Origin of the sequence: Streptomyces montanisoli, assembly GCF_017813245.1 — a bacterium.
GTDB classification, from domain to species: Bacteria; Actinomycetota; Actinomycetes; order Streptomycetales; family Streptomycetaceae; genus Streptomyces; species Streptomyces montanisoli.
Window position 1 is genome coordinate 61,334 of sequence record NZ_JAGIQL010000007.1, and the last position, 26,806, is coordinate 88,139.

Genomic DNA, 26,806 nt, shown 5'->3' on the forward strand with positions numbered 1-26,806 from the left:
GAGCTCTGTGAGTCAGCGCGCGGACGCGCTCCCGGTCGGTCCTGCCGACCGGAGTCCGTGCGGCGGCCCGCGACGGCGTGCGGCGGGCCGTCATGGATAGGGCAGCGGCGGCGCCGCCTGGGGGTCGCCGGTCAGTGGCGTCCGCTCCCCCAGCCAGTCGCGCACGCGGGCGAACCGCGGGTGGCCGAGCATCGGGCGGGACTGCAGGAACGGCTGGGTCAGGTCGGGGACGAAGACCCGCACCAGCTTCAGGTGGTCCAGACCCTGCGGGGTGCGGTCGATGACGACCGGGTCGATCCGGTGGCGGTCCAGCACGGTGCGCAGCGCGTCCAGCCGCGCGGCGTCGGCGGGCCCGCCCTCGCGGGGCGGCGGGGCGGAGCCGATGGCTTCGAGCGCGACCTCGTCGCCGGCCCGCCGGTGCGCCGTCAGGAGCCCCCGCAGCTCCCGGTTCCCGTAGTACCCCATGGCCTGCACATAGGTGAGCATCTCGGCCAGTGGGGCGTCGGGCGACATGCCGAACTGCCGGGCGAACAGCTTCGAGACGGGGCGGCCCGGCGCGAGGAAGGAGGAGCGCAGGATGCGTTCGCTCTGCCCGAACTCGCTGATCGCCTCTGTCAGCGCCGTCTCGGCGTCGAGGTCCGCGCCGGCTCCCGCGCAGAACGAGAACCGGTTGCGCCACGGTTCGACGCGCACCGCCGTGAAGACCGGTATCTCCGGGATGTCGAGGGAGTGGTGGAGAAGGTCCACCGGTTCGTTCTGCGCGGCCAGTTCGTCCAGCAGCACCCGCAGCCGGCGGCTGCGCGGCGGTGAGGCGACGGTCACCCGCTCGGGGGGCACACGCAGGTACCAGCGGAGGTTGAGCGCGTCCCGCTCGACTATCTCCCGCACGCCGTGGTAGATCGCGGCCTCCCGGGTGACGTGGCTGCTCAGGCCGCCGGAGGAGCCGTAGCCGACGGAGGCCTCGCCGGGTTCGGCGAGGTGCACGAGCTGTACGAGCTGGCTGGGGACCCACACCTCGTCACCGGAGACCAGATGCGTGCCACGGGTCCATCCGACGGGCGTGGAGGTGGTGAGCGGGGCGTAGACGAAGTCGGGCCGGGCGTACTGGGCCGCGGAGAAGAGCGGTATGCGGTCCGGATGCAGGCACGGCACTCCGGACCGCCGCAGAGCGTCGTAGGTGCCGAAGCGCTGCTCGGCGCCGCCCGTGCCGCGCAGCGAGCCGATGACGCGTTCGACCGTCTCGCCGGCGCTGGAGGCGAACATGTCGAAGAGGGTGAAGCCCTTGCCGCCCGCACTGATGCTGTTCTCGGTACCGGGGTCGAGCGAGGGCACCCCGGTCAGCCGGCGCAGCAGCCGGTCGATGCTGCTGAAGGACGCGGTGGCCACGTTGCTGTGCAGGGGGCCCGGGCCGGCCAGTTCGGTGAACACGCGCGTGATCGGGCCGCCGACGGGGTTGTACAGCGCGAGGAGTTCGCTGAGCGCGGCGTGCTCCTCGTCGGCCATGGTGGCGGGGAACGCCTCGCTGCCCCGGTTGACCCAGGTCGACCGGAGCGTCGGCGCGCTCATCGGCGCTCCGCCGCGTCCGGGCCCGGCACGACGGGGAGTTCGACGACGCCCCGCATCATCAGGTTGTCGCGCCAGCGCAACTCGTCCGCGGGCACCGTCAGCCGCATGTCGGGGAGCCGGCCGAACAGGGTGGACAGCGCCACTCGGCTCTCGAGGCGGCCGACGGCCGCTCCCAGGCAGTGGTGGATGCCGTGGCTGAAGGCCAGATGGGGACAGGCGCCGCGGTCCAGGCGGAAGCTGTCGGGGTCGTCGACCACCGCGGGATCGCGGCCGGCCGAGTTCAGCAGCGCCAGCACCGGATCGCCCCGCCTGACCTCCGCTCCGGCCAGTTCGAAGTCCTGGTTGGCGAATCTCCATGTGGGGACCTTGACGGAGCCCTCGAGCCGGAGTCCCTCCTCGACGACGGCCTCCATCAGCCGGGGGTCCGCGCGGACCGCGGCCCGCTGCTCGGGGTGGGTGAGCAGCAGCAGGGCGGTGTTGCACACGAAGTAGGCGCTGGACTCGAACCCGGAGAAGAACAGGTGGTAGACGACATCGATGAGCTGCCCGGGCGTCAGCGCCTCCTCGCCCCCGGCCGCGGCGAGCAGACCGACCAGGCTGTCCTCGTCGCCGCCGCGGGCGTGGACGCCGACCACCCAGGGCGCCAGGTGGGCGCCCAACTCGTCGGCGGCGTCGGCGAAGTCGTCGCCCTCGTCGAGTTCGGCGCGGCAGAAGCGCCGCGCGCAGGCGTGGAAGGGCTCGCCCAGTTCCTCCGGCACGCCGAGCAGGCGGCACACCACGTCGACGGCCAGGGGCACCGCGTAGTCGGACAGCAGGTCGAGGCGTTGCCTGCCGCGAGCCCGGTCGAGCAATGCCGTCGCCCACTCGCCCACCGGCCGCTCCAGGGAGGCGGTGCGGCGCGGTGTCAGCGCCCGGGACATCAGGCGGCGCAGCGCGGTGTGCTCGGGCGGGTCGATGCTGAGCAGGTGCCGGCCGAGCAGAGCAACCTTCTCCTCGGCGCGTCCGCGTCCCACTGCCTCTCGCACCTCGTCGGCCGCGGCGGCCGGGTCCGTGCTGAGCCGGGGATCGCCGAGTACCGCTTTGACCTCCGCGTGCCGGCTGACCACCCAGGGCTCCAGATCCTCGCGGATGTGGACGCGCCGGACCGGTCCCCCGGCGCGCAGCTCGGCGTAGGCCGGGTAGGGGTCCGCCGCCCACTCCGGGCCGAAGGGGGCCTCGGGAGGCGCGGCGGGCGGTCTGTTCGCGCTGGTCGTCATGTCTCTCCTTCCGGACAGCTGCTGCGGCAGCGGTCCGCGACGGGCACCGCACGGCGCGGCGGCGCGCGGAATCCAGGGGGACCACGATGGCTTTTACTTCCCGGGGCCCCGCAGCTAACACCGTTCATCGGGGCAACGTTCAATGCACCAACGGCCGTTGATGGGCGCGCCGCCGGTGTGATTGCCTGCATCCGGCCGGGGGCGCCTCCGGGTCGTCGCCCGGTCGCTCATCCTGGGAACGGCCGATGTCCAGCAGCCGGCTCCAGCGGCAGGTGACGCGCCGTTTCCAGTTCTTCCCGTGCGGTACCGCACCAGCGGTACTCATCACTCAGGAGGTACGCATGAAGCTCACCACCAAGACCACCGCGGAGAAGAGCGACGAGCGCGAGGTCGTCGTGCCGGGTGCCTCGTGCTGCTGCTGCGGTGCCGTCGTGCGCCGTCGCGGCTGACGCCTGGCGCAATGATCGCCGGGGGCGGGCCGGCGCCATCGCCGGCCCGCCCCCGGCTCCCGCCCCCTTAAGGAAGGTGTGCCACCGTGACCGACCCGGTCTCCGCCTCCCCCGACCTGTCACGCGCCGCCGTGCTCGCCACGGTGCGCCGCTCCCGTTCGCCCGAGGCCGGCGGCGTCGGCCTGCGTACGCACCCGTTCTGCTCCGACAACGTCGGCGACCCCCGACTGCCCCGGGTGGCCGAGGAGTTCCTGGTGGCCTCGCGGCTGAAACGGTGGGACCTCCAGACGCAGTCGTCGATCTCCACCTACTCCTCGGACCCGCTGGCGGCATGCTGGGCGTACAACGGCGCCGAACAGGTGCCGGCCGACCGGCTGACACCGCTTCCCCCCTCCCCCGACATCGCCGAGCCGCTCACCTCGGTGGTGCGCAGGCGACGCAGCGAACGAGCCTTCTCCGATGCCCCGCTGGCCGCGGCGGCGCTGGCCGGGCTGCTGCGGCACGGTGCGGGCCCCACCGCGGACGGTGAGGTGGTGACGGAGGACGGAGTGACGCTGGAGGGCGCCTTCCACGCCGTGCCGAGCGCCGGCGGACTGCGGCCCGTCCAGGTGTGGGTGGCCGCCTCGCGGGTGACGGGGGTGCCCGAGGGCATCCACCGGTACCTGCCCGAGCGCGACGCGCTCGCCGCGCACGCCGGCCCCGAGGGCCTCGCGGCGCTCCTGGACGCGCTGCAGGACGCGCCGACGGGCCCGCACCCGCGACAGGCCGCGGCGATGGTCCTCCTGGTGGCGCGGCCGTGGCGGGCGATGCGCAAGTACGGGCCACGCGGAATGCGTTTCGTCCTCCACGAGTGCGGCGGGCTGGCCCAGAACGTCCATCTCGCGGCCACCGGAGCCGGGTTGGCCACCACGGACTTCTCCGGCTTCTACGACGACGAGGCGAATGCCGCGCTGGGAGTCGACGGTGTGCTCGAGGCGCTGCTGCACACCGTCCTCGTCGGCATCGCCGAGTGACGACACGACGGGTCACGAGGAAAGCAGCACCCCCATTCACGCTCTTCTGGCTGGAGGTTGTCGGTGACGAACGGGAATCCCCGGGTGCGGAAGTCGGTCACGGTGATCGGGCACAGCCCTGACGTCGTCGAGTTCCGGACGGGCATCTGGAACATGCGGTCCTACACGGTCACCGACGACAGCGGCAGCGGCAAGATGTTCGCTCTGGTATCGGCGCTCGACGGCACCGCGAGTCTCCAGGAGGTGGCCGAGCGGCACGAGGTCGATGTGACGGACGTCGAGGCGGTGACCGGGCATCTCGCCGAGCTTGGGGTGCTCGGGGACGGCCCGGTGAGTGCCCTGGACGCGTACCTCGACGACATGCCGGCACTCGGCCGGACCGAGCCGTCCCGGCAGGCGTCCAAGGTGCTGCTGCTCGGCGACCCGGTGCTGACCGGCTCCGTGCGCGACGCACTGGGCGACGGACACGACCTGCCGGTGCTTCGGCCCGGAGAGGACGACCCGCTGGTGCGGCGGCTGCGCACGGTGGACCCGGCGGTCCTGCACGACGGGCTCCGGCTGCGGATGCTCGCCGAGGAGTTCGAACAGTGGCGTGGCGCGTTCGCGGTCGTGACCGCCTCCGTGATCGACCCTCAGCGCCTCCAGGTCTTCAACCGCCTCGCCGCCCGCCTCGGCATCGCCTTCATCCACGGCGCGCTCGACGGCCCCTACCTCTTCGCCGGCCCCACCGTCCTGCCGGGGCGGTCCGCCTGCTACGAGTGCTTCGAGTCCCGCGTCGCGATGAACCTGCGGGAGAAGTCCTCCTACGTCGCCTACAAGGCGGCTCTCGCCCGCGGCGCGGTGCGGCACGGCAATCCGCCGGCGGCCACCCCCGTCGCAGCACTGCTCGCGTCGCACCTGGCGCTGGAGACCGTCAACTACCTGCACACCGGGACGGCCTTCACCCTCGACAAGGTGCTGGGGGTGCACGTGCCGACGATGGAGATCGCCTACCACGAGGTGCTGCGGCTGCCCGGCTGCGCCGGCTGCGGCACCGTGGCCGAGCGCGACGACTCGCCGCTCTACTTCGACCCGAGGACGTGGCTGGATGTCTGAGCGGCTGAGGTGCTCGGTCCGCCAGGACGAGTTGCAGCGTGCGGAGGCGCTGCGGCGCCGTATGCACGGCAGGCTGTGCGGGGTGGTACCGCTCCTCGACCACCTCACCCGCAGCCGCAGCGACCCCCGCATGCTGATCCTGAGCGCCGACCTGACGGGCGTGCACCACCTGCACGGCCTGCCGGCGCCCGAGGCGGGCAGCTTCCACCTGGGCGGCTTCGGCACCCAGCCGTTCGAGGCCCGGATCAGGGTGCTCGCCGAGTCCCTCGAACGCTACGCCTGCCACATGGCGTCGCGGGAGGGGCGGTTCCCTGTCCGCGTCGCGTCCCACCGGGAACTGGCGGCGGCCGGGGAGCGTGTGCCGAACGCGGCGGCGATGACGCTCTTCGGCGAGGACCAGCACGCCGGCGGGGACTTCTGGTTCGACCGCTTCGACCCGGACGCTCCACTGGGATGGATCGAGCTTCCCTCTCTGCTGGACAGGGGCTCCGGCTGGGTCCCGGCGCAGTGGTACTTCCTGGACTACGTGCCGCGCGACGACGAGCCCTGGCTGGCTCCCGCGGTCACCACGGGGGCCGCCGCCCACACGGACCCGGAGGCGGCGCTGGCGGCCGCCCTGTCGGAGGCGGTGCAGATCGACTCGGCCATCGGTCACTGGCACGGCACCCGCCGCAGCGTGCGGATCGTTCCCGACCGCCGTACCGCCGTCGTCGCCGCCCTGGTGAGCGAGATCTTCCCCCGCGACGAGCTGGCACCCGAGTTCCACCTGCTCACCAACCCGGACCTGCCCGGCTTCACGGTGGCCTGCCTGCTGCGGCGGCCACCGGGACTGGTGCCGCAGATAGCGGTGGGCCTGGGCAGCGGCACCGCGCTCGTCCCGACCATGTACCGGGCGCTGCTCGAGGCCGCGGGTGTGCGGTGGCTCGCCGGCTGGCTCGCCGTCGAGAACCGCATCGACCACGGGCCCGGCGGGCGCAGGCCCACCGCGGAGGACCTCTACGGCCTGGAGGCCAACGTCGGCGCCTACGCGGCGGCGGAGGGGGCGAAGGTGGTCGAGGACCGCTTCGCGCAGTGCGACGAGGCCTTCGCCGGCGACCTGCCACCCGACGACGAGCGGCCACGGCGCGAGCAGATCGCCTCACTGGCCGCGGCGTACCGCGAAAGCGGCAAGGACCTCTTCTTCGCCGACCTGACCACTACGGACGTGCGGGCGCTGGGCTTCACGGCGGTGCGTGTCTTCTCGCCCGACACGCTGGTGCTGCCGCTGCCGGCCGCGCCCCAGGCCGCCCACCCCCGGTTCCACGCGTTCGGAGGGTTCAGCCACGATGCCCCCCACCCCTACCCCTGACATGAGGCTCTACCTGCTCACCGGGCTCGGCATGTGCTCCCTGGCGGCGCTCCACCTGACGGGGGCGCTGCACAGCCGCTACCTGGACCGCCGCGGCACGCCGATGCTGCCCGTGTACGTGGGCGTCTCGGCCGCCGTCACCGTGGCCGGCCTGCTCCTGCTGGGGCCCGGCGTCCTGTGGGGCTCGGCCCCCACGCCGCCCGCGCTCTGGCGGCTCGCATCATCCGTACCGGTCGGCGCGGGGGTCGCGCTGGTCGGCGCGGCGGGTGACGCGCTCGTGCTGCGGCTGGTGCACGGCGGCCGTGCCGGGGTGCGCCGGCGGCCTGCCTGCGCGGCCACGGCCCGCCCTCGTGAGGCCGACGGCACCTGGCGCCCGAGCGTGCGGGACCGGCGGTTGCCGACCGGCCCGACCTGGACGCTGGCGGCGGCGGTGGTGGAGGAGACCGTCTTCCGCGGGGTCTGGTACGACGTCGCGACGCGGGCCGACGCGCTGCCGCTGAGGCTCGCGGCCCTCGCGCTCGGCGTGGTGGCCTTCGCGCTGGCGCACCTGTTCTTCGGCTGGGGCCAGGTGCTCGCCAAGCTTCCGCTCTCGGTCGCGGCGACCGCCGCGGTCGCGCTCACCGGCACGGTGCTCGCACCGGTGGTGGGACACCTGCTGTTCAACCTCCGCGCATGGCACCGCAATCGCCCGGCGCCCGGTACGCGGGGGGTGGCTGCTTCGTGACCGCTGCCTGGGTGCCGCCGCTCGCGGTGCTGGTCTGCTGGGCGGTGCCGGCCGTCGTGCCGTGGCGTCCGGCAGGTGGCATCGCGTCGGTCCCGGTGCGCTGGGCCCGCCGGTTCGCGGCGCCGGCGGCGGCGCTGGTGATCGCCGGTGTGTGGTGGGCGGCGGTGCCCGGCACCCGGCCGGACGGCGCGTTCAGTGTGTTCGTGACCGGCTGGGCGCTGCTGCCCGCCGGGGCGGTGGTGGGCGCCGGGGAGCTCGCGTGCGGGGCGCTGGCGTGCGGGGCGCTGGGCGAACTCGGCGTACGGATGCGCCGCAGGGCACCCGGTGCCGCGGGGCACGGCTCCCAGTGGGCGGCCCTGCAGCGCGGTTCGTGGCTGCGCGCGGCCTCCTCGCTGCCCGGCGCCGGAGTGTGGCCTCCAGGGGTCCCGCTGGTGCTGTGCCTGCTCGCGGCCTGGGCCGAGCAGGGCGCGGTGTTCGGCGTCGGCGTCGCGTGCGCGGTGCACTGGTCGGGCCCGGCGGCCGGCTGGTGCGTCGCTCCGGCGTGTGCGGTGCTGCGCTGCGGCTGGCCGGACGCCCGCCGCTCCCGGTTGTCGGCCCCGGTCTCACTGCTCCTCAACGCGACCGTCGAGACCGCGCTGTTCCGGTCCGTCCCGCTCGTGCTGCCGCTGGCCGGCGCACGGTGCGCGTTCCTGCTCCTCGCCAGGTCCCGCGAGGAGCCCTCGTCCACTGGCCGCCCGGCCAGCCAGTCCATCGGAGGTTGACAATGAGGCACGGCATCTCCCTGCTGCCCGACTGCCGTCCCGCGGCCCGCTCGGCACGCGAGTACTACCGCGACGCCCTGACCCTGTCCCGCACCGCCGAGGAACTGGGCCTGGACTACGTCAAGATGACCGAGCACTACCTTCGGGACTACGGCGGATACTGCCCCGACCCGCTGGGCTTCCTGTCCGCGGTCGCCGGGTGCACCAGCTCGATCCGGCTGATGACGGGCGCGATCCAGGCGTCCTTCCACCACCCGTTGCAGATCGCCGCGCAGGCCGCGATGGTCGACGCGATCAGCGGCGGCCGCCTGGACGTGGGATTCGCCCGGGCCTGGCTGCCGTACGAGTTCGAGGCGTTCGGCGTGCCGATGGACGAGTCGCGGGCACGGTTCCAGGCGACGGTGAACGCCGTGCGCAGGCTGTGGACCGAGGAGTCCGTCGACGAGGAGACCCCGTTCTTCCGGTTCCGCAGGGCCACCAGCCTGCCCCGCCCCGAGCAGCGCCCGCACCCCCCTGTGTGGGTGGCCGCCGTGCGCAGCCGGCAGAGCTTCACCTGGATCGCGGAGCAGGGCTTCGGGCTGCTGGTGACTCCTCCGCCGCACCAGGACGCGCTGCCGGGCACCCGGGAGATGGTGGAGGTGTACCTGGAGACCTTCCGGGCCGTGCACGGGCCCGGCGCCTCGCCCCGGGTGGCGGTCAGCGTCCCGCTCTTCGTGGCGGAGACCGATGAGGAGGCCTACCGGGTCGCCGATCCGCTGCTGCGCGAGTACCTGACGGTGTGGGCGGAGTCGGCCGAGGACTGGAGCGGTACCACCTCCAAGGACTACCCGACGTACGAGGCGATGGGCCGGATCCTGCGCACCATGCGCATCGACGACTTCCGCAGCGTCGGAACCGCCGTGGTCGGCTCGCCCGAGCAGGCCGTGGAGCGTGCACGGCAGCTCACCACGCAGCTCCACGCGGACACGATGCTGTGGCAGGTCGACTTCGGCGGCCAGACGATGGCGACGATGGAGCCGAACCTGCGGCTGTTCGCCTCACAGGTCATGCCGAAGCTGGGCTGAGCGGCACGGCGGAGGACCGCGGTGCGGAAAGGAGCCGACCGGTGGACGGTGCGGTGATCGAGTGCACGGGGCTGCGGAAGGCCTACCGCGGCAGTCCCGCGCTGCGGGGACTCGACCTGCGGGTCGCCCACGGCGAGGTGTTCGCTCTGCTGGGGCCCAACGGCGCGGGCAAGACGACCGCGGTGGAGATCATGGGCGGCTTCCTCGCCCGGGACGGCGGTGAGCTGAGCGTGCTGGGACGGGACCCGGAGCGCCCGGGTCCGCACTGGCGCCGGCGCGTGGGCGTTGTGCCGCAACAGGCGGGTGCCTTCGCGGAACTGACGGTGCGGGAGGCAGTCGCGCACGTCGCCGGACTCTACCCGCGGCCGGCTCCTGTCGACGGGCTGCTGGCGACCGTCGGGCTCGCCGAGGTCGCGGGCCGGCGCATCGGCCGGCTGTCCGGCGGGCAGCGCCGCCGGGTCGACATCGCCCTCGGTGTGGTGGGCCGGCCCGAACTGCTCTTCCTCGACGAGCCCACCACCGGCCTCGACGTCGTGGCACGGCGGGAGGTGTGGGCCACGGTGCGCACGCTCACCCGCGAGAGCGGCACCACCGTCGTGCTGACCAGCCATTCGATGGCGGAGGTCGAGGAGCTGGCCGACCGCGGTGCGGTCATCGCCGAGGGGCGTGCCATCGCACTGGGCTCGATAGCCGAACTGGCGGCGGGCCGCTCGTCCCGGTGCGAGATCCGCTTCACCGGCCACCGTCTGCTGCCTCCTTCGGGCCTCCCCGGCGACACGGAGGCGGAGTTGCTGGCCGATGACCGGGTGCGCGTCAGGACCACCGAGCCCTCCGGCGCACTGCGTGCCGTACTGGACAGGGCCGGCGAACTGGGGATCGCGGAGGTGCCGGAACTGCGGGTGTCCCGGCCCACGCTGGAGTCCGGGTACCTGTCGCTGCTGGCGGCCCCGGCACGTACCGAAGAGGAGGCACGCTCATGACGTCCACCTCGGCACCGGCGCGCGGCCCGGTGGCCGCGCTCCGCCCGGTGCTGCGCGCCGGACGCTCGCGCACCGGTGTCGAGCTCAAGGGCTATGTGCGCAACCGGCAGGCGCTCCTGTTCACTTCGGCGCTGCCGCTGCTTCTCCTGGTGGTGTTCGCGACCCTGTTCACCGGCGACGCGGCGGGCACCGGTGTACCGCTGCGGCACGTCCTGGTGTGCGGGATCATCGCCTCCGGGATGATGGCGACCACGTTCCTGAGCCTCGTCGTGGGGATCGCCTCCGATCGGGAGGACGGCACACTCAAGCGGCTGGCGGCCACGCCGCTGACGCCTGCCGGGTACGTGCTGGGCAAGGCCGGGCAGGCCGTGGTGGTGGGTCTGGCGGAGACCGTGCTGCTGCTCGCCGTCGGCCGGTTCGGCTACGGGGTCGCACTGCCGGACACCGCGTACCGGTGGTGGACGCTGGCCTGGGTGACGGCCCTGGGGCTGGTCTCCTGCGCGCTGGCCGGCATCGCCTTCAGCCGCCTGACGTCCACGGTGAAGGCGGCGCTGCCCGCCACTCAGATCCCCTACCTGGTGCTGCAGCTGATCTCGGGCGTGTTCTTCGTGTTCACGTCGCTGCCCGGCTCGCTGCGGCTGGCCGCCTCCTGTTTTCCGCTCAAGTGGATTGCGCAGGGCCTGCGTTCGGCGCTGCTTCCGGGGTCCTTCCGTGCTGCGGAGGCCGCGGGCGGCTGGGAGCACGGGCGCACCGCGCTCGTGCTCGGGGCGTGGTGCGTGGGCGGTTTCCTGCTGTGCCTGCTCGCGTTCCGCCGTCGGCCACCGGGGCTGCGCTGACCCCGTCGGCCCCGCGCCACCGCCCATCCCGTCCGAACGCCGACCGTCCGCCGAGGAGGCGCCGTGAGCGTGACCGTCCGACACCTGTCCGATCCGTGGGAGGGCGTCCTCGCCGAGCCCGAGGAAGGCGCCGACCGTGCGGTCCTGGTGCTGGGCGGCTCGGGCGGCGAGATCGCTGGGGAACGCTGCTCGCTGCTGGCTGCCGCCGGCCTGACGGCCCTCTCCGTCCGCTGGTTCGGCGGGCCCGGCCAGCCCCCGGGCATCTGCGAGGTCGCCCTCGAAACGTTCTCGGCCGCCGTGGACCTGCTGCTGCGGCGCGGTGCCCGGCAGGTGGGGGTGCTGGGCGAGTCCAAGGGCGCCGAGGCCGCGCTGCTGCTCGCGGTGCACGACGCACGGGTCGCCGCGGTGGTGGCGATCTCGCCGACGTCGCTGGTGTGGGCGAACCTGGGCCCGGGAGCGGACGGCCGCAGCCACCCGCCGCGCTCCTCCTGGCTGCACCGCGGTGCCGCGCTGCCCTTCACGCCGTACGACGCCGCGTACCTGCCGCAGCCGCCGGGGACCGGGCCGGCGCGGCTTCGCGAACTGTACGAGCACAGCGCGCGGACGTATCCGGGCCGGGCGGCCGAAGCCGCCATCGCGGTGGAACGCACGACGGCGCGTTTGGTGCTGGTGGCGGGCGGGGCCGACGCGATGTGGCCGTCCCTGCCCTACGCACGGGAACTCGAAGAGCGGGTGCGCCGGGGCGGGGGCACCGCGGTGGTGGTGACCGATCCGGGCGCCGGCCACCACCCGCTGCTGCCCGGGGAGGCACCGCTCGGCGCCGCACCGCTGTACGCCCTGGGCGGCGACCCGCGGTCGGACGCCGCGCTCGGCGCCGCCGCCTGGCCGCACATCCTCTCGGCTCTGGGCGTGATACCGGAAACCGCCTGACTGGCCTACGATGCTCATCGTTGCGAACACCGATCGCAGCGAGACCGTCAAGGGGCTTACCGCAGCCCCCTGTTCGCCACGAGTTGCTCGGATTCCGGACTATTGCCCAGAAGACAACGAGGCCCGGCTTTCCCCCGCTTGTTCCCGCGCACCCCCGAGGGAGGACGGCGGTGAGCCGGCAGCAGATCGGCCCGGACCGGGCCGCGGACAGTGTGCCGACCGTCCGCATCAGCGTGCTCGGCCCCCTGGCGATCCAGGTGGACGGGGTGCCGGAGAGCGTCGGCCCGCCCCTGCGCCAGGCGGTACTCGCCTGCCTCTCGGCCCAGGCCGGCACGGTGGTTTCCAAGGAACAGCTGATGGACGCGGTCTGGGGCGAGCGCCTGCCGGGAAACGCCAGCGGCAACATCCACACCTACATCGCCCGGCTGCGCAAGCAACTGGAGCCCGGGCACAGGCAGCGCGCCGTCGACGGGGTCCTCGCCACCGTCCACGGGGGGTACTGCCTGCGGCTGCCCCCGGCCCACCTCGACAGCACCCGGTTCCTCACGCTGCGCGCCCGGGCCCGCGCCGAACGCGCCCCGGCCCCCGAGGCCGCCGCCGGCATGCTGCGCGAGGCCCTGGCGATGTGGCGTGGCACGCCCCTGCACGGGGTGCCCGGCCCGTTCGCCGCCGCCGAGCGGCAGCGGCTGCAGGGGCTCAGGCTCGCCACCCTCGAGGAGTACGGCGAACTCCTGCTCGACCTCGACCGCCCGGACATCGTTGTCCAGGAGCTGTCGCCCGTGACGCGTGACCATCCGCTGCGGGAGTCCGCGCACCTGCTGCTGATGCGGGCGCTGGAGCGCGGCGGTCACCGCGACGAGGCGCTTGAGGTGTACGAGCGGGTGCGTGAGGGGCTCGACGAAGAGCTCGGGGTGCGGCCCGGGGCCGCGCTGATCGAAGCACGCGACCGGCTGCGCGGCGGCACAGTTCGTCCGGACGGCAACGGCCCGCCCGACGGGCGGCGCGCCATCGGGCGGGCGGCCGGTCCTGCGGCGCCGGCCGTTCAGCCACGGCGGTACCCTCCGCCCCGGCCCGGCCGGTTCGTGGGCCGGCAGCGTGCCCTCGACGAACTGGCGAGCGCGCTGGGACCCGGCGACAGACCGCGGGTGTGCGTGGTGACGGGCGGCGCAGGAACCGGCAAGACGACACTGGCGCTGGAGTGGGCACACCGGGTCGCCGACACGTTCCCCGACGGCTGCCTGTATGCCGAGTTGCGCGGCTTCAGCTTCTCCGACCCGCCGCCCACGGCCGCCGAGACGCTGTACGACTTCCTGGTCGCGCTCGGTGTCACGTTCGACCAGATACCCCGGACCGTCAGCGCACGCGCCGCCCTCTTCCGCTCCCTCACCGAGCAGCGCAGGCTGCTGGTGCTCCTGGACGACGCACGCACCGGCGACGACGTGCTGCCGATGCTGCCCGCGGGACGCGGCTGCGCGACACTGGTCACCAGCCGCCGCCGGCTCGACACCCTGGTGGTGCGGCACGCCGCGCAGCCCCTCCTACTGGGGCCGATGGACCATCGGGACGCCCGTGCCCTGCTCGACATGTGCGCCGGACCCGAGCGGACGGAGGCGGAGCCCGAGGAGGCCGACGCCCTCGTCGAGTACTGCGTGCGGCTGCCCCTGGCGATCTCCATGGTCGGCAACCGTGCGCTCAGCAGCCCGCAACTGCCGCTGCAGGAACTGCTGACGCGCATCAGGCGGTACGGAAGCCGCCTGGACGCCCTGTCCTCGGCGCAACCCGAGACCGGCGCCGACCTCCGCACCGTCTTCCGCGCCTCCGCCGCGGAGTTGTCCGCCCCGGCGCGCCGTGCGTTCTGCCTGCTGAGCCTCTTCCCCGGTACGCACGTCGACCCGGCGGCCGCGGGGGCGCTGCTGGACCGGACGCCACGGGAGGCCGCCGCGCTCCTGTCGGAACTGGTCAGTGACAACCTGCTCGCCACGGCGGGGCCGGAGCGCTATCGCTTCCACGATCTGCTGAGGGAGTTCGCCGGGGAGCTCGCCGAAGAGCTGCTTGACGCGCGGGAGTCGGCGGCTGCCCGTGAACGGCTGCTCCGCTGGACGCTGCACGCCGCGCGCGAGGCGAGCCGGCTGATAGAGCCGCGTGCGCTGCACGACCGGTTCCCGGTGCGGCCCACGCCGTGGTCGGTGGGCGGCCCCACCGACCGCAGCGGCGCCGTGCGCTGGCTCGCCGTGCACCAGCACGACCTGGTGGCCACGGCCGAACTCGCCTACCGCCTGGGCCGGTACGACGTGGCCTGGCGGCTCCCGGCGATCCTGACCGCGTGGTTCTACCTTCGCAAGAACTGGGCGCTGTGGCTGCGGCTGCTGCGCACCGGCGCACGTGCGGCGCGCCGGGCCGGCGCCACAGCGGGGCTGGCACAGATCAGGGCCGGAGCCGGCCTGGCCCACCTCGACCTGGGCCACTACCGGCAGGCACGCAGGCAACTGACGCGCGCGGCGGCCGAGTTCCAGCGTCTTGACGACCAATGGCAGCTGGGCACCGTCCTGGTGCCGCTGGGCGACCTCTACCTGCGCACCCACCGATTCGACCAGGCGCTGCACACCTTCGAGTCCGCCCGCCGCTGTTACCAGCGCGCCGGGGACGAGTGGGGAGCGGCATGGGCGCTCAGCGCGCTGGGACGCGCCCTCCTCGCGACCGGCCACCCCGGGAGGGCCGTCGCCGCACTGGAACGGGCGCTGCGCGTGTGGCGTACCGCCGGCTACACCCGGGGCGAGGCCGACTCCATGATGCAGCTCGGCCAGGCGCACCTGGCCGCCGACCGCCCGCGCGAGGCCCGCCGGTTCCTGTCGCGGGCCGACCGGATGTACGAGTCACTGGGCGACACCTACCGGCACGCGCAGGCACTGGTCTGGCTCGGCCGCCTGTACAGGCAGTACGGCGACCTGTCATCGGCGCGGGAGGCGTGGCGCACCGCCCTGTCCGTCTTCGAGGCGCTCGGCGCTCCGGACGCGGCCGAGTGCGGCCGCCTCCTGGAGGAGGGCTGACGCACCGGCGCACGGCCGCGTCCCTTCAGAAGAGGCCTTCCCGCACTGCGTGGGCCACCGCCTGCGCCCGGTTGCGGGCGCCGAGTTGCATGGTGATGGACTGGACGGCGTTCTTGACGGTGCGCTCGGAGTAGGCGAGTTTGTGGGCGATCGCCCTGGTGCCGAATCCTTCGGAGATCAGCCGCAGCACCTCCACGTCGCGCGGGTTGAGCCCCGACAGGTCGTGGCCCGCCCGCCGGAGCACCTCCTCCTGGAGGTGGCTCAGCTGGGCCACCAGTGAGCCCTGGAGGGACGGGGGGAAGACGCCGTCCCCCTGCCGGGCCGCGCGGGCGGCTCCGAGGATGGTCTCGCCGTCCGCCTCGGCCAACCGGAGGACGGCGTGAATACGGCAGGTGACGAGATCGCTCAGGCCGATCCCCGGTATCCGGCCGGCCACCAGGACGAGTCGGGCGCGGTGCCGCTCCGCCTCCGCACGCAGCAGGCACAGGTCGCCGCCGCTCAGGACGTGGGACGCGTGGACGACGACCTCGGCCTGCGCGGCCGACTCCACCAGGGACACCTCGGCGGGTTCAAGCCGCCTCAGCTCAGCCTCGAGACCCTTCGTGGTGAGCCGGTCGGACGCCTGCGGATGCACGAGCACAGCGGACATGACACCCCTGTCGCCGAGGATCTGGTTGCCGAGCCGGAGTATGCACGTGTGCTCTGTACAGCATCTGAACGGGCACCGACCGGCATCCCGGCAGCCGCTGCTCGAGCGGACGCGCGGGGCCGCCGTCCTCGTCCCGGAGCCCTTTGCGGCGCGTCCGCCCGCGTCGCCGAAGCCCGCGCGTCAGGCGGCGTGGCCCTTGATGTAGTCGACCATGCCGAGGACGTCCTCGGGGACGAGCCTGCCGATCGCGCCGCTCGAGTAGACCGAGACGACGACCCGGCCCTGGGGGTCGAGGACGAAGCCCGTGGACTGGAGGTAGAGCGGGTCCTCGTTGACGAAGGCGCCCGTGGCGGCGGCGACGGCCCTGGCGTCGGCGCTGTGGCCCACCGGGAAGGTGAGGTGGTGTTGGGCGACCAGCTCCTTGGCGGTGGCCTCGTCGTCCACGGAGAGCGAGAGGGTCCTGATGCCGCGGTCGGCCAGCTTGTCCTGGTGGCGCTGGAACGCGCGCAGCTGCGCCACGCAGTAGGGGCACCAGGAGCCGCGGTTGAACAGCACCACGCCGAAGTGGCCGGCGAGTTCCTCCCGTACGTCGACCTCCCCGCCGTCCACCGTCGCGATGGTGAGGTCCGGGAAGCGTGCCCCGGCGTTCAGGAGTGTCATGGCGTTCTCTCTCTTCCTCGGCCGCACTGCGGCACTCCGTCGTGGAGTGCCGTCTGCATGTGCGTCGCGGCCGCGCCGGGTCTTACCCGGCCGGCCGCGAGCCGCGCGGAGCGGGAGGGATCACGGTGTGGCCGTGGAGACGGCGTAGACCCGCGCCTTCGCGGGGTCCGACAGGTCCACGATGACGTTCACGGTGGGCCGCGGGTCCTTCTGGTTGTACGTGAGCCCCGCCCAGTGGTGGCCCGGTACGGAGAAGTCCCACTTGGCGACGGACTGGTCGCGCTTGGAGATCGTCACCGCTCCCGGCTCGAGCTCCGACCTGTTCGTCCCCATGCTCTGCAGGAAGGTGTCCAGGCGGCCAGAGGTGACGTCGAACTGCGCGTAGAAGCGGCTGTTCTTCCAGTTGTTGGTCTCGTAGAAGCGCACGTGGGTGGCGCCCGACGGGATCGGCACGTCGTAGATGCGCCTCTTGAACCAGGGGGGACGGATCGGCCGCAGCCCGGTGGCGAGCGCCTCCCGCTCGCTCTTGCGGCCGCTGTTGCGGCTCTGCTCCGCGGCGATCGCCAGGTAGCCGGCCGGGATGCCGACGAGCAGCACGATCACGATGAGGGTGAGCAGCCGCCTGCGGTTGCGGTGGCGGCGGTCCTCCGGCGGCTTCCCTGCGGCTTCCGCGGACGGCTGGGTCGTCGGGGAGGCGGACGGCGGGGTCATGACTGCGGTTCCTGCTCCGGGTCGGTACGGGTATTCCTTATGGCCTGCGCGTAGCGCTCGTAGCGTTCGTGGCGCTCCACGCGGCGGCGGTTGGCGCGCCGGAAGCGGCGGGCGACGAGGCGGGCCAGGTCGGCCGCGCCGACCATGCCGGCCTCGGGTCCGAGCTGCGCCTTCACGATACGGGCCTCGGGGCGGTAGCCGCGCCCGGTCAGCTGGCGGCGGAAGGCGTCGCGCGCGGGCGCGATGAGCAGGTCGTCGGCGGCGCTGACGCCGCCGCCCACGACGAAGCACGAGGGGTCGAGCGCGGCCGCGAGGTTGGCGATGCCGACGCCGAGCCACTGCCCGATGTCCTGGAAGAGCTCGACGCACATGGGGTCGCCCTCACGGGCGAGCTCGGTGATCAGCGGTCCCGTGATCTCGCGGACGTTGCCCTTGACCCGCTCGATGATGTCGTGGGCGACGGGCGAGTCCGCGGCGGCGAGCTCCCTCGCCTCTCTGACCAGCGCGTTTCCCGAGCTGTACTGCTCCCAGCAGCCGCGGTTGCCGCAGGGGCAGCGGTGCCCGCCCGGCACGACCTGCATGTGGCCGAACTCGCCGGCGACGCCGTACTTGCCGCGCTTGACGCGGCCGTCCTCCAGGATGGCGCCGCCGATGCCGGTGCCGAGGGTGATCATGACGAGGTGGTCCTCGCCGCGGCCCGCGCCGAAGCGCCACTCGGCCCAGGCGGCCGTGTTGGCGTCGTTGTCGACCATGACCGGTACCGCGAGGCGCGAGGCGAGCGCGTCCCTGAGGGGCTCGTCGCGCCAGGCGAGGTGGGGCGCGAACAGCACACGGGAGCGCTCCGCGTCGACCCAGCCCGCCGCGCCGATGCCGACGGCGTGCACGTCGTGCCGGTCGGAGAGGTCGAGGACGAGCTCGACGATGGTGTCCTCGACGACCTTGGGGCTCTTGGACTTGTCGGGCGTCTCCGTGCGCAGGTGCTCGAGGATGGTGCCGTCCGCGTCGACGACGCCGGCCATGACCTTCGTGCCGCCGATGTCGATGCCGACGGTCGGCACGCGCGGGGCGCTCAGGTGGGAGCGGCGCTCGCGCGTGCCGGCCGTGCGCAGCACGGTGGCGCGTGATGAGCGGTGGGCGAGGTCGCGGTAGGTGCTCACAGGTCCGCGCCCCTCGGGTCCGCGGACCGGGGCGGCGTGGCCGCCCCGTCCTGGCGTGCGCCGTGGTGGCGGTGCCGGCGGCCGGGCCGTGGCCTGGGTGCTCGCACGAGTCGTGTCGTCCCTGCGGGGTCGGGGCCCTGCCCGGTGGCGGGCAGCGCGGCGGACGGCGCCCGCCACCGGCGATTGTGCCATCCGGCGCGTAGGAGCCGCGTGTGCGGCTCAGTCCGACGGGTGGCCGCCCAGGTGCCCGGGGACGGGGGCGCGCTCCAGTTCGTGGCTGAGTTCCTCCAGCTCCGATCCGCCGGCCATCTGCCGGGTGAGCTCGTCGAGCGCGATCTCGTCCTTGAGGTGGCTGCCCGCCATGACGCCGCGCTTGAGCAGCACGAAGCGGTTGCCGACGAGGTAGGCGTGGTGCGGGTTGTGCGTGATGAGCACGACCCCGAGCCCGGCGTCGCGCGCCGCCGCCACGTACTTGAGGACGACGCCCGACTGCTTCACGCCGAGCGCCGCGGTCGGCTCGTCCAGTACGAGGACCTTGGCGCCGAAGTAGACGGCGCGCGCGATGGCCACGCACTGCCGCTCGCCGCCCGACAGGGTGCCGATCGGCTGGTCGACGTCGCGCAGGTCGATGCCCATCCTCCGCAGCTCGCCGCGGGTCGTCTCGCGCATGAGCGCGGTGTCGAGGCGGCGGAAGGGCCCCTTGCCGCGGGTCGGCTCGGAGCCGAGGAAGAAGTTGCGCCAGACGGGCATGAGCGGGACGACCGCGAGGTCCTGGTAGACGGTGGCGATGCCGCGGTCGAGGGCCTCGCGCGGGGACGCGAGAGCGGTGGACTCGCCCTCGATGCGCAGGTCTCCCCCGTCGTGCCGGTGCAGCCCGGAGACGATCTTGATGAGGGTGGACTTGCCCGCGCCGTTGTCGCCGAGCACGCAGGTGATCTCGCCCGCGTGCACCTCGAGCGAGACGCCTTCGAGCGCGCGGATGTTGCCGTAGTACTTGCTGACGCCGTCGAGTTCGACGAGCGGCGTGCGGCCGTCGCCGCCGGGGCGCTCGGGTGTGACCTCTTCCGGTGGTTCGATCATGATCGCGACGCCTCCGCGCGCTTGCGTACCCACGCGTTGAGCAGGGTGGCCAGTAGGAGCATCGCCCCGACGAAGAACTTGAACCAGTCGGGGTTCCACTCGGCGAAGACGATGCCCTTGTTGGTCATGCCGAAGATGAGGGCGCCGACGGCCGAGCCGATGGCGGAGCCGTATCCGCCGGTGATCAGGCAGCCGCCGATGACGGCGGCGATGATGTAGATCAGCTCGTTGCCCACGCCCTCGCCCGACTGGACGGCGTCGAACGAGAAGAGCAGGTTCTGCCCGGTCACCCAGGCGCCGAAGCCGACGCCCATGTACAGCAGGATCTTGGTGCGCTTGACGGGCACGCCCACGGCGCGCGCCGCCTCGGCGCTGCCGCCCGCGGCGAAGATCCAGTTGCCGAAGCGGGTGCGCAGCAGGATCCAGGTGGCGACGGCGACCATCAGCAGCCACCACAGGATCGTCACCTTGAGGTCCATGCCGCCGACGGTCCAGGTGGACGCGAAGACCTCGTGCGCGGAGTGGAAGCCCCACATGTCGCCGATGGTCTTGGTCGAGACGGTGCCGTCGATCAGCTTGGTGAAGCCGAGGTTGAGGCCGGTGAGCATCAGGAACGTGCCGAGCGTGATGATGAAGCTGGGCAGCTTCGTCACGGTCAGCATGAACCCGTTGAACGCGGCGATGCCGACCGTGGCCACCAGCGACACCCCGACGCCCACCCAGACGTTCGCGGTCATCTGGTAGCTGAACATCGAGGACAGCAGCGCGGAGCTCGTCACCATGACGCCGGCGGAGAGGTCGAACTCGCCGCCGATCATCAGCAGCGAGACGGGCACGGCCATGATGCCGATGGTGGACGCCGCGTACAGCACCGTCGCGAGGCTGGAGGCGCGCAGGAACGAGTCCGCGACGAGCGCGAAGAAGAGGAAGACGGCCAGGGCGCCGACGACGGACCCGAGCTCGGGCCTTCCCAGCAGCTTGCGCAGCGGGGAGGACCGCAGCAGGCGCTCGTCGCCGCCGGGACCGCCGGCCGGGGGCCGCACGGAGGGGGCGGTCGCCGTCATCGCGTGCCCCGCTTGGCGTAGGCCTCGAGGGCGGGCGCGTCCTTCTTGGTGACGATCTGCGGCCCGGTCAGTACGGGGTTGCCGCCGCCGAGCACGTCGCGGTTGTACTTGTACAGCCACAGCAGGTCGACGGCCTCGTAGCCCTGGAGGTAGGGCTGCTGGTCGACGGCGAAGCCGAGCGCGCCGGACTTGAGCTTCGCGGCGACCTGCTGGTTGAGGTCGAAGGTGTCGATCTCCGCCTTGCTGCCCGCGGTCCGCTTCGCCTGCAGCGCGGCGTCGGCGAAGGGCGCGCCGAGGGTGACGACGGCGTCGATGGACGGGTCGGCCTGGAGCTTGGCCTCGATGGAGGACTGCACGTCGGGGGTGCTCGTGCCGTCGACGTACAGGTTCTCCAGCTGCCCGCCGAACGTCTTCTTCGCCCCGGCGCAGCGCTGTTCGAGGCCGACGTTGCCCTGCTCGTGGATGACGCAGAGCGCCTTCTTGCGGTGCTCCTTGTCGAGCTGGTCGCCGACGGCCTCGCCCGCGGTGGCCTCGTCCTGGCCGATGTGGGTGAGCGCGCCGAACGCCTTGGACTGCTGCGCGCCCGAGTTGATCGTGATGACCGGGATGCCGGCCTTGACGGCCTTCTGCACGACGTCCTTCATGGCGTCGGGCTTGGCCAGCGTGACGATCAGGCCGTCGACCTTCTTGTCGATGTACGACTGCACGAGCTGCGCCTGGTTCTGCGCCTGGTCGCTGTGCGCGTACAGGAACTTCACGTTGTCCTTGACGGCCGCCTGCTTGGCGCCGCTCTGGACGATGTCCCAGAACGTGTCGCCGTCGGCGGAGTGGGTGACCATGCCGATGGTCCACTTCGGCGTGTTCACGGCGGAGTGCCCGCCCGCCTCGGCCGCCGCGGCGCGCTCCTCCGCGCGCCGCCCGCCGGTGGCGCTGCAACCGGCGAGCGCGGTCGCCGCGAGGGTGGCCGCGAGCACCGCGCCGGTGGTCGTTCGGACGGTACGCCTCCCCCACCGGCGCCGTACCCCTGTTCGTATTCTTGTCACGACAATATGCCCTTCCGCTGGTCGCTGGATGTCTAGCCGGGGTACGCGGCCCCGTCAATACTCTGCCTGTACATCGCGCGTTTCCGTGCGCCGGGGGCGGCGACGGCGCGAAGGGTCAGGATCGTACGAGGAGTTGGAACTCGAAGGAGTACCGGGAGGCCCGGTAGACGTGGGAGCCGAACTCGACCGCCCTGCCGGTGTCGTCGAACGTGACGCGCTCCATGGTCAGCAGCGGCGCGCCCGCGGACTCGGTGAGCCGCTCCGCCTCCTCGGCCGACGCGGCGCGCGCGCCGACGGACTGGCGGGCGCTGTGCAGGGTGATCCCGCCGGTCCGCAGCAGGCGGTAGAGGCCGGTGGACTCCAGGCGCTCGCTCTCGCAGTCGAGGAGCCCGGCGGGCAGGTGGTTGCGCAGGCAGGCCATGGGCTCGTCGTGGGCGTACCTGAGCCGTTCGAGGAAGCGGACCTCGGTGCCCTCCGCGACCCCGAGCGCGGCGGCGACGGCGGCCGACGCCGGCTGGAGCGCGTCGCGCACGACGCGGGTCGCGGGGCGCTGCCCGGCCGCCTCCAGGTCGTCGTAGAGGCTGGACAGCTCCAGCGGGCGCTTGACCTGGCTGTGCACGACCTGCGTGCCGACTCCCCTGCGGCGCACGAGGAGCCCCTTGTCCACGAGGCACTGGATGGCCTGGCGGACGGTGGGCCGGGAGAGGCCGAGGCGCCCGGCGAGCTCTATCTCGTTGCCGAGGAGGCTGCCGGGGGCCAGCCCGCCGCGCTCGATGGCCGCCTCCAGCTGCTGGGACAGCTGGTAGTAGAGGGGCACCGGGCTGGTACGGTCCACTGCGAGCGGGAGTGGCGCGCCTGGCTGATCGGTCACGCCGCCGAGCGTAGACCTCGGTCCACGCACCGGAAAGCGTGAGGCGGCCCCTGAGGTCCGATTGTCAGGACAAATGCTTGACATGGCGAGGCGGCGAACGACACCTTAAGGCCATGCGCATCGGACTCATCGGCACAGGCCGCATCGGGAGTTTCCACGCGGCCGTGCTCAGCCGCCATCGCGAGGTCGGCTCCCTGGTGGTGGCGGACACGGACGCGGCACGGGCCGCGGAGGTCGCCGACCGTACGGGGGCGACGGCCGCGCCCTCGGTGGACGAGGTGTTCGCCTGGGGCGTGGACGCGCTGGTGATCGCCTCCGCGACGTCGTCGCACGCCGAGCTGATCTCGCGGGCGGCGCGCGCGGGGCTGCCCGCCTTCTGCGAGAAGCCGATCGCGCTCGACCTGGCGGGCACGCTGGCCGCGGTGCGTGAGGTCGAGAGCGCCGGCACCCTCCTCCAGCTGGGGTTCATGCGCCGCTTCGACGCGGGGTACGCGGCGGCCCGCGAGCTGGTGGCCTCCGGCGCCCTCGGCAGGCTGCACACGGTGCGCGCGATCACCTCCGACCCGGCACCGCCGCCGGCCGCGTACCTCCCGCTGTCGGGCGGCCTGTACCGCGACTGCCTGGTGCACGACTTCGACATCATGCGGTGGGTGACCGGCCGGGAGGTCGTGGAGGTCTACGCGACCGGCTCGGACGCGGGCCCCGCGATGTTCCGCGAGGCGGGCGACGTGGACACGGCCGCGGCCGTCCTGACGCTCGACGACGGCACCCTGGCGACGGCGACGGCGACCCGGTGCAACGGCGCCGGGTACGACGTCCGCATGGAGCTGGCGGGCACGGCCGACCAGTACGCGGTCGGCCTCGACGACCGCACGCCGATCACGTCGACCGAACCCAAGGGCCCGCCGCGCTGCGAGAACCCGTGGCCCGGCTTCCTCGAGCGGTTCGCGCCCGCGTACGAGGCGGAGATCGACGCGTTCCTCGGCGTGGTGCGCGGCGAGCGCGCGAACCCGTGCGACGCGCGAGAGGCGCTGCACGCGCTGCGCATCGCGGAGGCGTGCGAGCGCTCACGCGCGGAGCACCGCGCGGTGGCGCTGGCGGAGATCGCGGAGGCGTAGCGCCGCAGGGCGGCCTGCCGCCGCCCCGCGCGGCACTGCTCGGCTCCCGGCCGGCGCGGTGGTGGCCGCGCCGGGGGGTGGGCCGGCTTTGCGCCGTCGTGCCGGGACGGCCGGGCTCAGGCTCCGAGTTCAGCGTGGCGGGCGGCCAGTGCTGCGGCCCCGGCCCGGGTGAGCGAGCCGAACAGCCGCAGCCGGGAGACGCCGCCGTCGGGGAAGGTGTCGAGGCGGACGCCGTCGCCGGTCGCGGCGGCGGGCAGCACGAAGCGGTGGTTGGCGTCCGGCTGGAGCCGGGTGCGGAGCAGGACCTCGGTCCACTCGCCGTCCTCGCCGTCCCGCACGGACAGCGCGACCCAGCCGGCCGCGTTGCCCTTGTAGCAGGCGGTGTCGATCTCGACGGCCCGGATCTCGGCCTGCGCCACCAGGCTGTAGCGGATCCAGTCGTGCCCGTCGTCGCGCCTGCGGCGGGTCTCCCAGCCCTCGTCCATGGTGGCCGAGCGGCCGGGCGCGATCGTGTTGGAGCCGGGCGAGAAGAAGCGGTCGGAGGTGTCCTCGACCCGGCCGCCGTTCTCGAGCGCCGCGACGTCGAACGTGCCGAGCGCGGACAGCCACGCGGGGTCGGGCACGGCGTCCCCGTACACCCGCAGGCGCGCGACGCCGCCGTCGGGGAACTGGCGCAGCCTGAGGTGGGTGAAGCGCCGCGCGACGTCGACGGCGAAGCCGTTCGCCGCGTGGCCGCCGACCGGGGTGCGCTCCACGAGCGGCGTCCAGGTGACGTCGCCGGCGGTGAGCTCCTCGACGGAGGGCTGCCCGGGCACGGACGTGCCCTCGACCGAGACGGCCTGCGGGTAGTTGCCCCTGAAGTGGGCGGTGTCGACGACGACGCCGCGCACCACGCCCGGCACACCGAGCCGCACGAGGGCCCAGTCGTGCTCGCCGGGGCCCGGGTGCGGGGCAAAGGCTCCCGCGCCGCGCCTGCGGCGGGTCTCCCAGCCGTCCATGATCTTGCCCTTGTGGCCGAACGCGGCGGGGTCGAAGACCGGGCGCTCGGGCTTGAGCAGGTTCTCCCGCTCCGCGAAGAACTCGTCGTTGGCCGCGACGACCGCGGCGCCGAGCCTGCGGTCGGCGAGGTCGGTGAGGTGGGTGAAGGGGAAGTCGGCCGCGCGGTAGTCGGCGTACGGGTCACCGCCGGCGTAGGGGTGTACGTCTCCGGTGAAGGCGGGCGCGGGCGCGCGTCCTTCCGGGCCCCGCGCCTGCTGCGCGTCCGGGACGTGAGTGGTCTGCGGCGCCTGCGTCAACTCAGTGGTTCCTTTCGAGGAGGTTTCCTGTGGGTGGGGCGACCTCGCCGTCCACCGCGATCCGCCGGCCCCTGAGCCAGCTGGACTTGACCACGCCGTACAGCGTGCGGCCCGCGTAGGCCGTGACGCGGTTGCGGTGGTGCAGGTGCGCGGGGTCGACGGTGAACGTCTCGTCCGGCGCGACGACGGCGAAGTCGGCGTCGCGGCCGGCGGCCAGGGCGCCCTTCGTGGTGAGGCCCGCGAGGGCGGCGGGCTCGGCGGACATCCAGCGCGCCACGTCGGCGAGCGTGTGGCCGCGGCGGCGCGCCTCGGTCCACACGGCGGGCAGGCCGAGTTGCAGGGAGGAGATGCCTCCCCACGCGGTGGCGAAGTCGGGGGTCTTGAGGTCGGCGGTGCACGGCGAGTGGTCGGAGACGACGCTGCCGATCGTGCCGTCCGCGAGCGCCTGCCAGAGCGCGTCCTGGTTGGCCGCCTCCCTGATGGGCGGGCAGCACTTGAACTCCGTCGCGCCGTCCGGTACTTCCTCGGCGGTGAGCGTGAGGAAGTGCGGGCAGGTCTCGGCGGTGATCCGCACGCCCGCGGCGCGCGCGGCGGCGATCGCCGGCAGCGCGTCCGACGAGGACAGGTGCAGCACGTGGACGCGCGCGTCCAGCCGCCCCGCCACGTCGATCAGGGTGCGCACGGCCTCGTTCTCCGCGTCCCTCGGACGGGAGGCGAGGAAGTCCGCGTAGGCGGGGCCCGCGCGGTGGGGTGCGCCGTCCAGCTCGTGCGGATCCTCGGCGTGCACGATCAGCAGGCCGCCGAAGCCGGCGATCTCGGTGAGGGAAGCCACCAGCTGGTCGCGGTCGAGCTCGGGGAACTCCGGGACGCCCGAGGGCGACAGGAAGCACTTGAACCCGAACACCCCTGCCTCGTGCAGCGGCCGCAGGTCGGCCACGTTGCCGGGGAGCGCGCCTCCCCAGAACCCGACGTCGACGTGCGCGCGCGGGCGTGCCACCCCCTGTTTGACACGCAGGTGCGCCACCGTGGTCGTCGGTGGCAGCGAGTTGAGCGGCATGTCGACGATCGTGGTGATCCCGCCCGCGGCGGCGGCGGAGGTGGCCGCGGCGAACCCCTCCCACTCGGAGCGGCCGGGGTCGTTCACATGGACGTGGGTGTCCACGAGCCCGGGCATCACGACGTTGTCCCCCACGTCCTCGAGGCGGGTGCCGGGACCCAGGACGTCCGCGGCCGCGTCGTACGGCAGGACGGCGGCGATCCGCTCCCACGCGACGGCGAGCGCGGCGGGGCGCGTCCCCTCGGGCGTGACGACCCGCGTCGAGCGGACAACCAGGTTCACATCTGACACGCGCACCCCTCGGATCATCACCGTGGCGACCGGTCACCGACCGGCGGCCACCATAGAATTCAACGAACTGTTGAAGAGTCTTCTCCGCGGATCGCGCCCCGTCAAGAGCCGTCTACGGATATTTTCCGCAACACGGAACCTCTTTTCCGCTCAGCAGAAGGTACGGTTGGCGGCGGCACCGGGGAGCCCCGGCGCCCGGTAGGCTTCAGGCTCGGCTCCGCCTGCCCGTTCGCGAAAGGACCGCCACCGTGCCGTCGTCCAGCGCCAGCACCACAGACGCCGCGAAACCCGCCTCGGGGAGCGGCGGCGTCCAGTCCCTGGAGCGCGCCTTCGACCTGCTCGAACGGATGGCTGACGCAGGCGGCGAGGTGGGCCTGAGCGAGCTGTCGGCCAGCAGCGGCCTGCCGCTCCCGACGATCCACCGCCTGATGCGCACCCTGGTGGCGTGCGGGTACGTGCGCCAGCAGACGAACCGGCGCTACGCGCTCGGCCCGCGCCTGATCCGGCTCGGCGAGTCGGCGTCCCGGCTGCTCGGCACCTGGGCGCGGCCCTACCTCGCCCGGCTCGTCGACGAGACGGGCGAGACCGCCAACATGGCGCTCTTGGACGGCGACGAGGTGGTCTACGTGGCCCAGGTGCCGTCGAAGCACTCGATGCGCATGTTCACCGAGGTCGGCCGCCGCGTGCTGCCGCACACGACGGGTGTGGGCAAGGCCCTGCTCGCGCATGTGCCCGCCGACG

25 protein-coding genes are annotated in these 26,806 nt (G+C 73.4%); 13 read left to right on the forward strand and 12 right to left on the reverse strand.

The window, feature by feature from the left end:
- Positions 1-90: 90 nt before the first annotated feature.
- Together JFN87_RS03615 and JFN87_RS03620 are read right to left on the reverse strand one after the other, a co-directional pair.
- Positions 91-1,566 carry a YcaO-like family protein gene (locus JFN87_RS03615; RefSeq protein ID WP_209338371.1) on the reverse strand — a complete coding sequence of 492 codons (1,476 nt, stop codon included), beginning with the start codon at positions 1,564-1,566 and terminating at the stop codon, positions 91-93.
- Positions 1,563-2,822 (reverse strand): cytochrome P450, encoded by a 1,260-nt coding sequence (locus JFN87_RS03620; RefSeq protein ID WP_209338372.1) that lies wholly within the window; start codon positions 2,820-2,822, stop codon positions 1,563-1,565. Before JFN87_RS03620 ends, JFN87_RS03615 begins: the two co-directional genes overlap by 4 nt.
- 245 nt (positions 2,823-3,067) lie before the next feature.
- On the opposite strand from JFN87_RS03620, the gene JFN87_RS03625 reads away from it, so the two are divergent.
- The 11 genes from JFN87_RS03625 (at position 3,068) to JFN87_RS03675 (ending at position 15,069) form a co-directional block, all read left to right on the forward strand.
- Complete coding sequence (locus tag JFN87_RS03625; protein ID WP_209338373.1) at positions 3,068-3,271, forward strand: hypothetical protein; 204 nt, start codon at positions 3,068-3,070, stop codon at positions 3,269-3,271.
- 86 nt (positions 3,272-3,357) lie between these two features.
- Positions 3,358-4,284: a SagB/ThcOx family dehydrogenase gene (locus JFN87_RS33445; RefSeq protein WP_209338374.1), complete on the forward strand. Its 927-nt coding sequence runs from the start codon at positions 3,358-3,360 to the stop codon at positions 4,282-4,284.
- A 63-nt stretch (positions 4,285-4,347) separates the two neighbouring features.
- Entirely contained in the window at positions 4,348-5,379 is a 1,032-nt protein-coding gene (locus JFN87_RS34255) for a TOMM precursor leader peptide-binding protein (RefSeq protein ID WP_209338375.1), read from the forward strand.
- Entirely contained in the window at positions 5,372-6,727 is a 1,356-nt protein-coding gene (locus JFN87_RS03640; RefSeq protein ID WP_209338376.1) for a YcaO-like family protein, read from the forward strand. The genes JFN87_RS34255 and JFN87_RS03640 overlap by 8 nt, the downstream gene beginning before the upstream one ends.
- Positions 6,705-7,451 (forward strand): CPBP family intramembrane glutamic endopeptidase, encoded by a 747-nt coding sequence (locus JFN87_RS03645; RefSeq protein ID WP_209338377.1) that lies wholly within the window; start codon positions 6,705-6,707, stop codon positions 7,449-7,451. The genes JFN87_RS03640 and JFN87_RS03645 overlap by 23 nt, the downstream gene beginning before the upstream one ends.
- Entirely contained in the window at positions 7,400-8,212 is an 813-nt protein-coding gene (locus JFN87_RS03650) for a hypothetical protein (protein ID WP_209338378.1), read from the forward strand. The genes JFN87_RS03645 and JFN87_RS03650 overlap by 52 nt, the downstream gene beginning before the upstream one ends.
- A gap of 2 nt (positions 8,213-8,214) precedes the next feature.
- Positions 8,215-9,276, forward strand: coding sequence for an LLM class flavin-dependent oxidoreductase (locus JFN87_RS03655; RefSeq protein WP_209338379.1), 1,062 nt, complete (start codon positions 8,215-8,217; stop codon positions 9,274-9,276).
- A gap of 41 nt (positions 9,277-9,317) precedes the next feature.
- Positions 9,318-10,256 (forward strand): ABC transporter ATP-binding protein, encoded by a 939-nt coding sequence (locus JFN87_RS03660; protein ID WP_307865282.1) that lies wholly within the window; start codon positions 9,318-9,320, stop codon positions 10,254-10,256.
- Complete coding sequence (locus tag JFN87_RS03665) at positions 10,253-11,092, forward strand: ABC transporter permease (RefSeq protein WP_209338380.1); 840 nt, start codon at positions 10,253-10,255, stop codon at positions 11,090-11,092. The genes JFN87_RS03660 and JFN87_RS03665 overlap by 4 nt, the downstream gene beginning before the upstream one ends.
- A 69-nt stretch (positions 11,093-11,161) precedes the next feature.
- The gene (locus tag JFN87_RS03670) at positions 11,162-12,022 is read left to right on the forward strand and encodes an acyl-CoA thioester hydrolase/BAAT C-terminal domain-containing protein (protein WP_307865283.1); all 861 of its coding nucleotides are present in this window, start codon (positions 11,162-11,164) and stop codon (positions 12,020-12,022) included.
- Between the two features lie 170 nt (positions 12,023-12,192).
- Complete coding sequence (locus JFN87_RS03675) at positions 12,193-15,069, forward strand: AfsR/SARP family transcriptional regulator (protein WP_209338382.1); 2,877 nt, start codon at positions 12,193-12,195, stop codon at positions 15,067-15,069.
- Between the two features lie 25 nt (positions 15,070-15,094).
- Here JFN87_RS03675 and JFN87_RS03680 read toward each other — a convergent pair whose 3' ends face one another.
- The 8 genes from JFN87_RS03680 to JFN87_RS03715 all read right to left on the reverse strand — a co-directional run bounded on the left by JFN87_RS03680 (position 15,095) and on the right by JFN87_RS03715 (position 22,304).
- A complete protein-coding gene (locus tag JFN87_RS03680; protein ID WP_209338383.1) occupies positions 15,095-15,718 on the reverse strand; it encodes a helix-turn-helix transcriptional regulator in 624 nt (207 codons plus the stop codon).
- 180 nt (positions 15,719-15,898) lie between these two features.
- The gene (locus JFN87_RS03685) at positions 15,899-16,378 is read right to left on the reverse strand and encodes a peroxiredoxin family protein (protein ID WP_209338384.1); all 480 of its coding nucleotides are present in this window, start codon (positions 16,376-16,378) and stop codon (positions 15,899-15,901) included.
- A gap of 120 nt (positions 16,379-16,498) precedes the next feature.
- Positions 16,499-17,089 (reverse strand): hypothetical protein, encoded by a 591-nt coding sequence (locus JFN87_RS03690; protein ID WP_209338385.1) that lies wholly within the window; start codon positions 17,087-17,089, stop codon positions 16,499-16,501.
- Positions 17,086-18,246, reverse strand: coding sequence for an ROK family glucokinase (locus JFN87_RS03695; RefSeq protein ID WP_209338386.1), 1,161 nt, complete (start codon positions 18,244-18,246; stop codon positions 17,086-17,088). Before JFN87_RS03695 ends, JFN87_RS03690 begins: the two co-directional genes overlap by 4 nt.
- Before the next feature lie 219 nt (positions 18,247-18,465).
- Positions 18,466-19,326, reverse strand: coding sequence for an ATP-binding cassette domain-containing protein (locus tag JFN87_RS03700; protein ID WP_209338387.1), 861 nt, complete (start codon positions 19,324-19,326; stop codon positions 18,466-18,468).
- Positions 19,323-20,390 (reverse strand): ABC transporter permease, encoded by a 1,068-nt coding sequence (locus JFN87_RS03705; protein ID WP_209338388.1) that lies wholly within the window; start codon positions 20,388-20,390, stop codon positions 19,323-19,325. Before JFN87_RS03705 ends, JFN87_RS03700 begins: the two co-directional genes overlap by 4 nt.
- A complete protein-coding gene (locus JFN87_RS03710; RefSeq protein ID WP_372449172.1) occupies positions 20,387-21,433 on the reverse strand; it encodes a sugar ABC transporter substrate-binding protein in 1,047 nt (348 codons plus the stop codon). The genes JFN87_RS03705 and JFN87_RS03710 overlap by 4 nt, the downstream gene beginning before the upstream one ends.
- Positions 21,434-21,548: 115 nt before the next feature.
- Positions 21,549-22,304, reverse strand: coding sequence for a GntR family transcriptional regulator (locus JFN87_RS03715; protein WP_307865284.1), 756 nt, complete (start codon positions 22,302-22,304; stop codon positions 21,549-21,551).
- A 113-nt stretch (positions 22,305-22,417) separates the two neighbouring features.
- Between JFN87_RS03715 and JFN87_RS03720 the strand changes: the two genes are divergently transcribed.
- Positions 22,418-23,422: a Gfo/Idh/MocA family protein gene (locus JFN87_RS03720; RefSeq protein ID WP_209338391.1), complete on the forward strand. Its 1,005-nt coding sequence runs from the start codon at positions 22,418-22,420 to the stop codon at positions 23,420-23,422.
- Between the two features lie 116 nt (positions 23,423-23,538).
- Here the strand turns inward: JFN87_RS03720 and alc are convergent, their stop codons facing one another.
- Complete coding sequence (alc, locus tag JFN87_RS03725; RefSeq protein WP_209338392.1) at positions 23,539-24,717, reverse strand: allantoicase; 1,179 nt, start codon at positions 24,715-24,717, stop codon at positions 23,539-23,541.
- Between the two features lies 1 nt (position 24,718).
- On the reverse strand, positions 24,719-26,083 hold the full coding sequence (allB, locus tag JFN87_RS03730) for an allantoinase AllB (protein WP_245178693.1): 1,365 nt from the start codon (positions 26,081-26,083) through the stop codon (positions 24,719-24,721).
- A gap of 230 nt (positions 26,084-26,313) precedes the next feature.
- On the opposite strand from allB, the gene JFN87_RS03735 reads away from it, so the two are divergent.
- Positions 26,314-26,806 (forward strand): IclR family transcriptional regulator (locus JFN87_RS03735; RefSeq protein WP_209338394.1); only part of this gene is annotated, 493 nt, incomplete at its 3' end.